The organism is Flavobacterium johnsoniae (assembly GCF_030388325.1).
Taxonomy (GTDB): Bacteria; Bacteroidota; Bacteroidia; order Flavobacteriales; family Flavobacteriaceae; genus Flavobacterium; species Flavobacterium johnsoniae_C.
On record NZ_CP103794.1, the window covers coordinates 3,802,759 to 3,816,269 of the forward strand.

General features: G+C 31.2%; 12 protein-coding genes. 9 read left to right on the forward strand and 3 right to left on the reverse strand.

Annotated features, from left to right (window positions below):
• Positions 1-88 precede the first annotated feature (88 nt).
• Together NYQ10_RS16700 and NYQ10_RS16705 are read right to left on the reverse strand one after the other, a co-directional pair.
• On the reverse strand, positions 89-667 hold the full coding sequence (locus NYQ10_RS16700) for a glutathione peroxidase (RefSeq protein ID WP_289877358.1): 579 nt from the start codon (positions 665-667) through the stop codon (positions 89-91).
• A gap of 492 nt (positions 668-1,159) precedes the next feature.
• Positions 1,160-1,297 carry a hypothetical protein gene (locus NYQ10_RS16705; RefSeq protein WP_289877359.1) on the reverse strand — a complete coding sequence of 46 codons (138 nt, stop codon included), beginning with the start codon at positions 1,295-1,297 and terminating at the stop codon, positions 1,160-1,162.
• A 282-nt stretch (positions 1,298-1,579) separates the two neighbouring features.
• On the opposite strand from NYQ10_RS16705, the gene NYQ10_RS16710 reads away from it, so the two are divergent.
• The gene (locus NYQ10_RS16710) at positions 1,580-2,110 is read left to right on the forward strand and encodes an RNA polymerase sigma factor (RefSeq protein ID WP_229355940.1); all 531 of its coding nucleotides are present in this window, start codon (positions 1,580-1,582) and stop codon (positions 2,108-2,110) included.
• Positions 2,110-2,898, forward strand: a complete 789-nt coding sequence (locus NYQ10_RS16715) for an anti-sigma factor (protein WP_289877360.1) — start codon at positions 2,110-2,112, stop codon at positions 2,896-2,898. The genes NYQ10_RS16710 and NYQ10_RS16715 overlap by 1 nt, the downstream gene beginning before the upstream one ends.
• Before the next feature lie 458 nt (positions 2,899-3,356).
• Here the strand turns inward: NYQ10_RS16715 and ccsA are convergent, their stop codons facing one another.
• Complete coding sequence (gene ccsA / locus NYQ10_RS16720) at positions 3,357-6,578, reverse strand: cytochrome c biogenesis protein CcsA (protein WP_289877361.1); 3,222 nt, start codon at positions 6,576-6,578, stop codon at positions 3,357-3,359.
• 298 nt (positions 6,579-6,876) lie between these two features.
• On the opposite strand from ccsA, the gene NYQ10_RS16725 reads away from it, so the two are divergent.
• The 7 genes from NYQ10_RS16725 to NYQ10_RS16755 all read left to right on the forward strand — a co-directional run bounded on the left by NYQ10_RS16725 (position 6,877) and on the right by NYQ10_RS16755 (position 13,390).
• Entirely contained in the window at positions 6,877-7,638 is a 762-nt protein-coding gene (locus NYQ10_RS16725; protein ID WP_289877362.1) for a Rossmann-like and DUF2520 domain-containing protein, read from the forward strand.
• Entirely contained in the window at positions 7,622-8,149 is a 528-nt protein-coding gene (locus NYQ10_RS16730; protein WP_289877363.1) for a KdsC family phosphatase, read from the forward strand. The genes NYQ10_RS16725 and NYQ10_RS16730 overlap by 17 nt, the downstream gene beginning before the upstream one ends.
• 82 nt (positions 8,150-8,231) lie before the next feature.
• Positions 8,232-9,158: a geranylgeranylglycerol-phosphate geranylgeranyltransferase gene (locus NYQ10_RS16735; protein ID WP_289877364.1), complete on the forward strand. Its 927-nt coding sequence runs from the start codon at positions 8,232-8,234 to the stop codon at positions 9,156-9,158.
• Positions 9,151-9,735 carry a Maf-like protein gene (locus NYQ10_RS16740; RefSeq protein ID WP_289877365.1) on the forward strand — a complete coding sequence of 195 codons (585 nt, stop codon included), beginning with the start codon at positions 9,151-9,153 and terminating at the stop codon, positions 9,733-9,735. Before NYQ10_RS16735 ends, NYQ10_RS16740 begins: the two co-directional genes overlap by 8 nt.
• Before the next feature lie 10 nt (positions 9,736-9,745).
• Complete coding sequence (locus tag NYQ10_RS16745; RefSeq protein WP_289877366.1) at positions 9,746-10,276, forward strand: mechanosensitive ion channel domain-containing protein; 531 nt, start codon at positions 9,746-9,748, stop codon at positions 10,274-10,276.
• A 105-nt stretch (positions 10,277-10,381) separates the two neighbouring features.
• Positions 10,382-11,482 carry an AI-2E family transporter gene (locus NYQ10_RS16750; protein WP_289877367.1) on the forward strand — a complete coding sequence of 367 codons (1,101 nt, stop codon included), beginning with the start codon at positions 10,382-10,384 and terminating at the stop codon, positions 11,480-11,482.
• A gap of 78 nt (positions 11,483-11,560) precedes the next feature.
• The gene (locus tag NYQ10_RS16755; RefSeq protein WP_289877368.1) at positions 11,561-13,390 is read left to right on the forward strand and encodes a hypothetical protein; all 1,830 of its coding nucleotides are present in this window, start codon (positions 11,561-11,563) and stop codon (positions 13,388-13,390) included.
• Positions 13,391-13,511 lie beyond the last annotated feature (121 nt).

The following is a 13,511-nucleotide window of genomic DNA, read 5'->3' on the forward strand; positions in this document are numbered from 1 at the left end:
ACTTCGCTCAGTCTGACAACTGCAAAAAAAAATCCACAAAAATTGAAATGTTCAATTTTGTGGATTTTTTGGTTTAGATAGTTATAGTTTAACTTTTGATCCAATTAATAACTTCCGGATCTGTTACTAGAGTTCTTGGTTTAATTACTTTTACCAATTCTCCTTTTTCATTGATCAAATATTTTTGAAAATTCCATTCTACTTCAGAATCTTGCAAACCGTTTTTAGATTTCTCAGTAAGGAATTTATAAACTTCGCACATATCACTTCCTTTTACAGAAACTTTGTTCATCATCGGAAAAGTTACGCCGTAATTTTGCTGGCAAAAAGTTTCAATTTCTTTAGCAGTTCCAGGTTCCTGAGAGGCAAAATTGTTTGCTGGGAAACCTACAATTACAAAACCTTTATCTTTATATTGTTTGTAAATGGCTTCTAAATCTTTGTATTGAGGTGTTAAACCGCATTTTGAAGCCGTATTAACAATCATGATTTTTTTGCCTTTTAAAGATGCAAAGTCAAAAGTATCTCCTGATAAATCTTCAACTTTAAATTGATAAATTGTTTCTTTTGCCATAATTTCTTTTTTTGGTTTATGACTCGTTTGAGCCTGAACTTGAGAAGCCATCATAAATAATGCGCTCCAAACTAAAATTGCTATATTTTTCATCTGATAATTTTTTATAAAATTAGCTAAAATACATTTCATTAAAACTATTTTCTAGCCACAAATTTTGCCAATCAAAAGTTAAATAAAAAATGAAGCCTAACGTTAATCAGACGTTAGGCTTCCCCCCATACAAACAAATCAAACCATGAATTAATTATTATGCAATCTTTTATATATAATGTATTTTATTCTTTAAAAAGTTGATGCCTCGGTTATTGTGAAAATCTTTTTAACCCCTAAATGCCACACTTGTTTCAAAATATTTTCAAATGGCTTGTATTTATCTAATCTAAACTCTTTGCAATTGTTGTGACATATTAAAAAAATCTTCGGTCTGGAAGTCCGAGTGCATCAACTATTAAAAAATCACTAATTTCTTCTATCTTTTTTAGAACGTTCTATACTTAATTATTGTTTATAGATTGAAATGAACAACATAATAAAAGCGAGCAAAACGAATATTTTTAATAAATTCATCATTTAGTCCTTATATTAGTAATTCTTTATTTCAGTTTTTAAGCTGTTTTTGCTTTGAGAAATTGCCTTAAAAAAGTCATTTTTAGAAAAAGTACTCCATGATAAAACTGCTGTTAATCCAACGATTAATATTTTAATTATTTTGCTATCCATAATTCCATTTTTAAGTTGGATCTTACAACAGTTTTATTATTTCGCAATTCATCTTTTAATTTCTTTAAGATGTTTCTCACGTTTATAATTAGATTTACGTAATTGGATTGTTTTTGGTTTTAAAAAAAAGTAAAAAAATTCATCTTTTTTTCAAAACCCTTGATTTTTCTAGGTTTAGGACTACAAAAAAAAATAAAAAAAAATAAAAAAAAATAATTTACCTTTATAACAATTACCCAATAACGTCTAGCTATTAATGTTTAAACTTAAAAATCCAAATCTATGAGTCAAGAAGAATTGTTAGTTTTAATCTACAAAAAAGACGAAAAAGCTTTTACACATTTATATGATATGTATTCTAAAAGTTTGTTTTCAGTCATTCATGTCTTAATTAAAAATCGAGAAGAAGCAGAAGATGTTCTGCAAGACGTTTTTGTCAAAATTTGGAAAAACATCGATTCTTATAACGAAAGCAAAGGAAGATTTTATACTTGGATCCTTAATATTGCTCGAAATACTTCAATCGATAAACTGCGTTCAAAAAATTTTAATAACAGTCAAAAAAACCTTTCCTCAGATAATTTCGTAAATCTGTTAGATGAGAGTAATAAATTAACTCATAAAATTGATGCTATTGGAATTCAGGAGTTCGTAAAAAAACTGAAACCTAAATGTATTGAAATAATTAATTTGTTATTCTTTAAAGGATATACCCAACAAGAAGCTTCAGAAGAATTGGCAATGCCTCTGGGAACTATCAAAACACAAAACAGAAACTGTATTAACGATTTACGTAATTATTTAAAAATATAATGGAAGCACAAGAATATATAGAATCAGGCATATTAGAGCTGTATGTTTACGGCTTATTAAGCGAAAAAGAAAATCTTGAAATTGCTGAATTGGCGAAAAACAATACCAATGTTGATGAGGAAATTATTTCGATAGAAAAAGCCATAATTGCTTTATCATCGAGCTTTTCTCCTTTCCACTCTGTAGAAAACTTTGAGAAGATAAAAGCCCGTTTAGAATTGAAACACGGCAAAGTAGTTGACATGAAACCTGTCTCAAACTGGTCGCAATATGTGGGCTGGGCAGCTGCTGTTTTACTATTGTTAGGTTTAGGATATCAAACTATGGAACTGACAAAAACAAAAGAAGCAATCTCTACTGTTGGAAATGAAAAAAACAAAATCCAAAGAGATTATGCTTATTTAGGTCAGGAAAATAAAGAAATCAAGAAAAGCTTAACTATTGTAAGAGATATTAAAAATACTGGTGTAACTCTTGGTGGTCAAACTGTATCACCTAAATCTTTCGCAAAAGTTTATTGGAATCAAGAAACTAAAACAACTTATATTGATGCTGCTGGTTTGCCAACTCCTCCAAAAGGAATGGTTTACCAAGTTTGGTCTCTTAAGTTGAGCCCAGTTCTTACTCCAACAAGTATTGGTTTATTGGATAATTTTGAAGGAAATTCACAGAAAATCTTTGCTGTAAGTCAAACCGATTCTGCTGAAGCATTCGGAATTACATTGGAGCCAGCCGGCGGAAGTTTGACTCCAACAATGGAACAACTTTATACTCTAGGAAAAGTTTAAAATTTAATTTTTGCATAAAACTAAAAATGAGCTGTCAAAAAACAGCTCATTTTTTTTGCTTTAAAGAAGCTATATATTTATAGAATTAATTAACATTGTTATATAAAGCTCTGGCGGACATACATTGCGAAAAGATATCGCTCCGCTGGAGCTTTTCTTGTTCGTTCGAATTGAAATTCTATAAATATTTGACCCCGCTGGGGTCTTGTTGTAGAATATTTTTGTGTGTATATTTTGTCTAATCTCAGGATTTTATCTTCAGATAGTTTTTTTTAAAGCTTCGGAGAAGCTAAATATTTATAGAAAGCAAAGGAATACAGAATAAAGCTCCAGTGGAGCGACATATTTAAACGTAATATTTCGGTCTGTTGAAGTTTTTTTTATTTTATCAAACCACAAAAAAAGCTCAGCATAAAACTGAGCTTTTTATATTTGAATCAATAATTAATTTTAGGGACTTATTTTTTAACTTTTTTAGTCTTATAATATTTTCTATATTTTGGATAAGTAACAGCTCCAATAATAGAAATTGTAATTAAACAGTAATAAATCCAATTTAAAGAATGCGCTTCTCCGCTTGCATACGAGTGTAAACCAACTAAATGGAAATTTACTCCATAATAAGTAAACAAAATAGAAATAAAAGCATACATACTCATTAAGTTAAAGAACCATTTTCCTCTTAAAGCAGGAACAAAACGAGCGTGAATTACAAAACCATAAACCATAATCGATATTAATGCCCAAGTTTCTTTTGGATCCCAACCCCAGTAACGTCCCCAGCTTTCATTTGCCCATTGTCCTCCAAGGAAGTTACCAATTGTCAACATGATCAAACCAATAGTTAAAGACATTTCGTTGATGTAACTAACCTCTTTTATGTGTAATTCCATTTTGGCTTTATTTTTCTCTGTTGTAAAGAAAATCAAAATCAATGCTACAAAACCTAAAATCATTCCTAATGCTGTTGGACCATAACTAGCCACAATAACCGCAACGTGAATCATTAACCAATAAGAATTAAGAACTGGTTGTAAGTTTGCAATTTCCGGATCAATCCAGTTCATATAAGCTGCCATTAAAATCATAGCGGTAACGAAAGCACCTGAAGCAATTGTTAATTTAGATTTTCTATCAAAAGCCAATCCAAAGAACATTGTAGCCCAAGCCACATATACAATAGACTCGTAAGCATTACTCCAAGGAGCGTGACCAGAAATATACCAACGTGCAATTAATCCTAATGTATGAAGCGCAAATAATAATCCGACCATAATATGGAAAGCATTTACGGTAATACGAAGCCATTTTTTCTCAAAGAAAATATTAAGAATCGTAAACATCAACATCAAGATTGATACAGTAATATACCAATACGGCAATACTTTGAAAACATCATACTTATTGTAAGCAATTTCCGCGTCGATTTTTTCTTCACTTGGTCTTACTTTTGCACCAAACTTCTTTTGAAAACCATTGATACTTTCAACTAAATTATCTGCTGTATCAAAGTTTTTCGCAATAGAACCATTATTTAAAGCACTAAAATATAATGGTAGAATCTGTTTTACGTAAGTAGAATCCATTCCTTTAAAACCGGCACTTTCTCGTTCTAAGAAAGAAACCCATTTATGATTTGGATCATTTGGAACTGGAAATATTTTTAAAATGCTACCGCTTAAAGCAGATTCCATTAAGTTTACTTTTTTATCTGTCTCGATAAAATCTTTCTCAAAATTATTCGGATTTGCTACTTTATATGCTGAATCTAAATATGGAGATAATTTATAATTTCCTTGTTCGTCAAAGAATTTTACAAACGGAGCGTATTGATCTTTAGAATCAATTCCGATAATTTTACGAATACTATCATTTCCTGATTTAATATAAATCAATGGAATCTGAATCCAAACCTGAGCATACTGTGTCATAGACAAGAATACTTGATCCGAGTTCATTCCGTTATAAGTGTCTTTATGGCTTACTTTACGAAGCAATTCAGAAGAAAACGTATTAATCGGTTTCATTCTTCCTCCTGCATCCTGAATAATCAAACGACCAAATTTTGCCGCATGAGATTCTGGCGCTTTATAAATAGTCAACAAAGAATCTAATTGTTTTTGGCTTGGCGGAGCCGTCACGTGATTTGCGTGATCATTTGGATCTGCAGAATGAGCGTGATCATGATCGTGATCGTGCGAATGAACATGAGGTGTTTGTTGTGCGAAACCATTCAAACCGATCAAAAGAACTAAAATTGTAATTAGCTTTTCTTTCTTTTTTTGAACATTATCTAATTTCTTTTTCAAATCTCCAAAACGAGAATGTTTAGTAAACATAATTGCCATTAAACCAATATATAATAGAAAATATCCGAAGTAAGTAATATTTGTTCCCCAGAAATCATGGTTTACAGATAAAACTGTTCCTTTTTCGTCTGGATCGAATGAAGACTGGAAGAAACGATATCCTTTATGATCTAAAACGTGATTCATATAAATATCGGCATTAAATGTTTCTGTTGAATCTAGAACAGTTACTTTACTTTCAAAAGCAGAATAACTTTTTTCCGTACCTGGATATTTGGTTGCAATAAAATCATTCAATTTTACTTTGAAAGGCAAAACATAAGCTTTACTTCCATAAAATAAAGAATACTCAATGTTTCCTATTTTAACAGTTTTAGCTTCTCCAACTTGACCTTTAGATCCCATAAGCATCACTTCTTTTTCCTGTCCTTCAGCTTTAACTTTAACCACTAAAGCATCAGAATGAGATTTTGCTTTAAAATCATTATTAGATTCATAATCTACTTTTCCTTTCATCGGCGGATCTGGAAATACAATTCGGATATCGCCAATGCTATACAAAGAACGCATCATTAAAGGCTGTACGTCATCTTTCGTAACTTTACCTTTAAACTGGTCAGCCATTCGCATAAACTCTCCTTCAAATGGAGTTTGAATAGTGTATTGTTCTCCTTTAGTATTAATATTAATAGCGCCATCAGTTTGCTTATTTAAAGCAAATAAAACATTGTGAATATTCTGAACTTCACCCTCTTTCAGGTAATGTTCTTCACGTCCGCCTGCTCCTGCTTCTACTAATTTTAAGTATAAAGTTCCGTTTGCATCTGGTTTCACAACTTCTTTTGCTCCCATTATGTAGTTAGAATAGGTAACTTCAAAAGGAGTTTGATCGAATTTTCCAGAAACGGTAAAATCATTATTGGTTACAGGAGAAAGTAAAAGACTTTTTTCAAAAACTCTTCTTTTCATTTCACCTTTATATTCACCGTCAACAAAAATGGTTAGGAATGTTTTGTCTGAGTAGACTTGGTTTTCTGCCGAACCTTCACGGATTGGCATCATTCCTTCATAACTAATATATCTTGTAATAAAAGCGCCTAAAAGGATAAAAACAAAGGCAAGATGCAGTAAAAGTGTTGCCCATTTTTCTTTTTTATGCAATTGGTAACGTTTAATATTTCCGAAGAAATTAAGCATAAAGATGGCCATAATTGCTTCAAACCACCAAGTATTGTAAATTAGAATTCTAGCCGTATCGGTATTGTATTTACTTTCGATAAAAGTTCCAACACCCATTGCAATTGCGAATGTTAAAAAAAGAACGGCCATTAATCGTGTAGAAAACAAAAAAGAGAATATTTTTTTATCCATTTCTTAGGAATTACATTGTATAAAAGTGGCACAAAAGTACTTAAAAATGTTGATTTGCAGACTCGGAGTTTTGTTAATAAAAACTAAAATTAAGGCTTATTTTTCAAACAAATTGACAATATAGAAAGTTTAAACCTACAAAAACAAAGCTTTTTTACAACGCTATATTTTTTTGTCATGCGACAGTAATAATTCAAAATGAAAAAGATACAGCTCAATAACAATAAAAATTTCGAAAATCCATTATCAATACTTTACATACTTATTGCATTAAAAAAATAATACTAATTTTGCTTTTATGATTCAGATAACTATAATCGGTTCCGGCAATGTTGCCCAGCATTTAATAAAGGCATTTAGCGCTAGCAAAATTGTTGAAATTAAACAGGTTTTTTCTAGAAAGAAAGAAGCTATACATCATTTAGTTGAATTTGAAAAGATTGTAAGTGATTTAAGCGAATTACAAACTGCTGACTTACATATTATTGCAGTTTCTGATAATGCAATTAATGAAGTTTCGGAACAACTTCCGTTTAATAATCAGCTTGTTGTTCATACTTCAGGAACATCTTCTATAGAAATATTAAATGAAAAAAATCGACGCGGTGTTTTTTATCCGCTTCAAACATTTTCTAAAACTAAAGAAGTTGATTTTTCGATAATTCCGTTCTGTTTAGAAGCAGAAAACACTGCCGATTTCAAACTCTTAGAAACAGTTGCGAAAAGTATTTCTACGGCTGTTTATTTAATAAGTTCCGAACAGCGAAAAGCACTTCATGTGGCGGCGGTTTTTGTAAACAATTTCACAAATCATTTATACCATTTGGGGCAAGAAATCTGCGAAGAAAACCAGTTGCCTTTTGCTATTTTAAAACCTCTAATTCAGGAAACTGCAGACAAAATAAATACGCTCGATCCTGTCGATGCCCAAACAGGACCAGCTAAACGCCATGATTCGAATACAACAGAAGCGCATTTGGCATTTTTACAAGACGAAAACAAAAAAAATATCTATAAAATTCTAACACAATCTATACAGCATAATGGCAAAAAGTTATAAAGAAATAATGAATGACATCACAACGTTTGTTTTTGATGTAGACGGAGTACTTACAGACGGTTCTGTTTTTGTAACCAACGAGGGTGAAATGCTAAGAACAATGAATATTCGCGATGGTTACGCTATAAAAGCAGCAATTGAAAGTGGTTACAATGTGTGTATTATTTCTGGTGGAAGCAATGAAGGGGTTCGCATTCGTTTGCGCAATTTAGGCGTTAACGACATTCATTTAGGAACTCCAGACAAAGTAAAAACTCTAAAAGAATTCGTTGAAACAAACAATATTACACACGAAAATGTGCTATACATGGGAGATGATATTCCTGATTTTCACGTTATGAAATTGGTTGGACTTCCAACTTGCCCGCAAGATGCTGTTCCAGAAATTAAAAATATCTGTCGCTATATTTCACATGTAAAAGGCGGACGAGGCGCTGTTAGAGATGTTATCGAACAAGTAATGAAAGTGCAAGGAAAATGGATGGAGTATTTTAATGGGAAACACGATTAAAGTTTTCAGTCTCAGTCACAGTTTTCAGTTAGTTAAAAACCTTTGAACCTTTGTTCCTCAGAACCTTTGCAACTTTAGAAAGATGAAATTCCTAAAACTTATTCGTTACCAAAATCTTTTGATGCTTGCTTTTATGCAGCTTCTTTTTCGTTACGCTTTTTTAAAACAGCAAAACATTCCCTTGGCGTTATCAGACACGCAATACGGATTACTGGTTTTAAGCACCGTTTTATTGGCTGCTGCGGGTTATGTAATTAATAATATTTATGATGTTGCAACCGACAGTATCAATAAACCAAACGATGTTGTTGTTGGAAAAGGAATAAGTGAAACGGCCGCTTTTAATATTTATATAGCACTAAATGTTTCGGGTGTTGCACTCGGTTTTCTATTGTCTAACATCATTCAAAGACCAACTTTTGCCTCACTTTTTATTTTAATTGCCTCATTATTATATTTCTACGCTACATCTTTAAAACAAATTATGATTTTAGGAAATTTTGTAGTTGCTGCGCTTCTTGCAATAAGTGTATTAATCATAGGAGTTTTTGATCTTTTTCCAGCAACAACTTTAGAAAATCAAGCGCAAATGGCAAGTCTTTTTTCGATCTTGACCGACTATGCTTTGTTTGCTTTTATGATTAATTTTATTCGTGAAATTATTAAAGATATTGAAGATGTAAATGGAGATTACAATCAAGGAATGAATACGTTACCAATTGCTATTGGAATTAACAGAGCTGCAAAAATCGCTTTAGGATTTGCTATTATTGCTTTTATTCTTTCAGCGCTTTATAGCAATACTTATTTCATGCAAAACAAGCTTTATATTGTAATATTTTATGCTTTTGCTACTGTTTTAGCACCTTTATTATATTTCATTGTAAAGATTTTCAGCGCCAAATCTCAAAAAGATTTTCATCATTTGAGCACTATTTTAAAACTTATTTTATTCTTCGGAATTTTATCAATTCTAGTTATTGCCTTAAATATCAAATACAATGCTTAAAGAAAAATTAAAAAAATATAAAATCATTTTAGCTTCTGGTTCTCCAAGAAGACAACAGTTTTTTAAGGATTTAGATCTTGATTTTGAAATTCGGTTAAAAGACGTTGAAGAAATTTATCCACCTGAATTAAAAGTTGCCGAAATTACAGATTATCTTGCTGAACTTAAAGCAAAAGCATTTGAAGGCGAACTTAAAGAAAATGAAATTTTAGTAACAAGTGACACGATCGTCTGGCATCAAAACAAAGCTTTAGGAAAACCAAAAAATGCGGAAGAAGCTTTTACAATGATCAAATCAATGTCGAATGCAACACATGAAGTTATTACTTCTGTTTGTTTTAAAACTGCTGATTCTTCTACTCTATTGCATGACATCACTAAAGTAACTTTTAACGATTTATCAGACGAAGCGATTTTATATTATATCGAAAATTACAAACCTTACGATAAAGCTGGTGCTTACGGTATTCAGGAATGGTTTGGTTTTATGGCAGTTGCAAAAGTTGAAGGCTCTTACACCAATGTTATGGGACTTCCGACTGCAAAAGTCTACGAATTTTTGACTACTTTAGTGTAAAATTATATTTATGTTTTCTTTTAAAGAGTATAGCCGTGAAATCTTAGTTACCGTAATTCTTATAGTCGTACTAATTGTACTTCGAGTAGTAATTGCAAATTTGATAAAACGTTTCGCCGCTACAAGTCAATTATTCGAGCATCGAACCAATTTGGTTATCAAATATATTAATATTTTGATGAATATCTTGGTAACAACAAGTTTAATCGTAATCTGGGGCGTTCAAACAGAGGACATTTTCTTTACAATCTCTTCTATAGCAACTGTTATAGGCGTGGCAATGTTTGCACAATGGTCTATTTTAAGTAATGTGACTTCTGGAATGATTTTATTTTTCTCTTTTCCTTTTAGAATTGGAGATACCATAAAAATTCACGATAAAGATTTCCCTATTGAAGCTGAAATTGAAGATATAAATACTTTTCATGTTAGTTTGAAAACCAAAGAAGGAGAAAAAATAATTTTCCCAAATAACCTTTTGCTGCAAAAAGGAATTTCCATAATTCCTGCCAAATACGAAGAAAGAGAGTTTTTTGATTAAAATATAGAATGGGAATTTTATAAGTGAAGGCAAAAAAGCTAGAACATAAAAAGACAAATAAAGTGTAATATTTGTTTTATAAATCTAGCTAAACCTCATTAAAAAATGACTCGACCTATTACTTTACCTTTTTATGCAAAACTTGCCTTTATTCTTGTAACTTTAATTTGTTTTGCTTTTATTTTTTGTGTCGGAAAAGATATTTTAACACCCGTTTTACTGGCATTTTTATTTGCCGTTTTACTGCTGCCAATTTTTACTTTTTTGAATACAAGATTAAAGTTTCCTAGACATCTTGCAGGAATTATATGTCTTTTAATTTTTCTATCAGTTATAATCGGAATTTTGGTTTTTATATCGTATCAAGTTACGAATATGGCAAATGATTTTGAAACTATAAAGAAGAATGCCAACTCTTTTATAATTGATATACATAAGTTTATTAGGGAGAATTTTCAGATTAGCATCGGAGATCAAAAGAAATATTTAGATAATATGACCAAAGATTCTGTAAAAACTGGTCAAGCTAAATTAGGCTCATTTATTATATCAATAAGTGATGTGCTTTTAGACAGTACTATCATAATCATTTATACATTTCTATTTTTAATATACAAAGAACATTTTAAACTGTTTTTAGCTAAACTAGTTCGCAAAGAAAATCATCCTGTTTTAGTTGATATTCTTTCTCAGATTAAAGTTTCAATAAACAATTATATTGTTAGTTTAATTATCGAAATGATTGTAGTATCGGTTCTGACAAGTTTAGGATTATGGATTATCGGAATCAAATATTTTATTTTATTAGGTTTGATAACGGGAATTTTAAACTTGATTCCTTACATTGGAATTTTAGTTGCTGGAATTATTACTGTTTTGGCTTCTCTAACAGGTTCTGCTGAGTTTTCTATGATATTAGGAATTCTTATTGTCAATGTAATTGTTCAATTTATAGACAATAATTTGCTTGTTCCTTTAATTATCAATTCTAAAGTTGAAATCAATGCATTTGTATCTATAATGGGAATTATTGTTGGAGGCGCGGCGGCTGGAATTGCCGGAATGTTTTTAGCAATTCCGCTTTTAGCAATCTTAAAAATCATATTTGACCGAATTGAATCTCTCGCGCCTTGGGGCTATTTGATGGGAAATCACGTACCTCGAAAATTTAGATGGCGAGCAAAAAAAGCTACAGCCGAAAATTAAACAAAGGGAATTTCAATAATCTCTTTATTATTTCTTACATTCATAACTAATATAACTATCTGCAGAATAATTATCCTAATGTCTCTAAACAAAAAAATATTGTTTCTTATTTTATTGTGCTTGTGTTTACAAGGAGGATATGCTCAGATAAGTAAGACCAGAAAAGATCCTGTAAAGAAAGACACAACTGAAATTTACAACCGAATTAGAAACTATTCTAAAAAGAATAAGTTTACGCAAACTATGCATAAGCTATTTTTTAGATCTAAAAAACCAAAGAAAAAAGAAGAATTACTTGTTCCTATAGATTCAACGCATTACGACGGAAAAATTATTCGTAAAATAAACATTATTACGTTAGATCCTTTTGGATATTCTGTTGCAGATACAACGCAAATGCCGAAAAATTGGGGAGAAAGAACAGGAAATAGACTTCATTTAAAAACAAAAAAAATAGCCATTTATAATTTATTGCTTTTTAAAAGAAATACTCCTTACGATACGTACAAAATTCTGGAATCTGAGCGTCTAATTCGTGCGCAGCGTTACGTTACCGCTGTTCGTATTTCTAATCAAACTGTTGGCGCTGCGTCAGATTCTGTAGACGTTACCATTCGTGTTTTGGATTCCTGGAGTACAATTCCGAGATTTTCTATATCTAGTAATCAGGTTTCTGTAGGTTTTAAAGAAAAAGATTTTTTTGGTTCAGGACAACAGCTCGAATACCGTTTTACAAACCGCTTTGACGATGGAAGAAATGCAAACGAAGCTACTTATACTGTTCCAAATATAAAAAACACTTATATTGGTACCGTTCTGCATTATAGAATGGATTTGGATAACAATTATATTAAAAGTATTAATGTAGAACGAGATTTTTATTCTCCCCTAACAAAATGGGCTGGCGGTGTTTATGTCGATGAATATTATAGAAGAGATACACTTCAGGCGCCAGATCTAACTTATGCTTTTCAGCCAGTAAAATATAAATCTCAAGATTTTTGGGCTGGAAGAGCTTTTAAAATGTTTGAAGACACGCACGAAGCCATTACAAATCTAGTTGTGACTGGACGTTTTCTGAATAAGAATTTCACCGAAACTCCAACAGAAGTTTACGATCCTGATAATTTTTATTCAGACGAAAAACTTATATTAAGCGGTATCGGGCTGAATACAAGAAAATTTATTCAAGACCGATATATTTTTAGAAATGGTCAAACTGAGGACGTTCCGATAGGAAGAGTATACGGACTTACATTTGGTTATCAATACAAAAATACTTTTTGGCGTCCGTATGTCGGTGCACAATTTTCTTTTGGTAATTATTATCGATTAGGTTTCTTAAGCATGAATTTTGAAGCTGGCACTTTCTTTCATCAATCTAAAACCTATCAAACGGCATTTTTATTCGAATCGAATTATTTCACCAAATTATATAGTATTGGAAATTGGAAATTAAGACAATTCGTGAATCCGAAAGTGGTAATCGGAATAAATCGTGATGATGTTATGGGAGATCAGCTTAATATTAACGAACAGAATGGTTTAGCGGGCTTTAATACAGCTTTGTACGGAACCAGCAAAGCCGTTCTTTCACTTCAAACACAAACCTACTCTCCGCATTCTTTATTAGGTTTTCGTTTAAATCCGTTTTTTAATTACGCTATAGCCGTTTTAGGAAGTCCAGAAGTCGCTATGAGCAAAAGTAAGCCATATTCTAAAATTACTTTAGGTTTATTGGTAAGCAATGACTATTTGGTTTTTAGTTCTTTTCAGCTATCAATTTCTTATTACCCAAGCATTCCGCAGCAAGGAGATAATGTATTTAAGACAAATACATTTGAAACTACAGATTATAGAATGCAAAGTTTTGAGCTAAATAAGCCTAGAGTTGTCAATTATCAGTAATTTTTTTTAAAATTTTCATCTTTAAATAAAACACTTAATATCAGAAAATTAAGCGTTAAACAAATCAAAAAATAATTCGACGAAATGCATTTTTTACTCGACAAAATGCATAATTATTTTT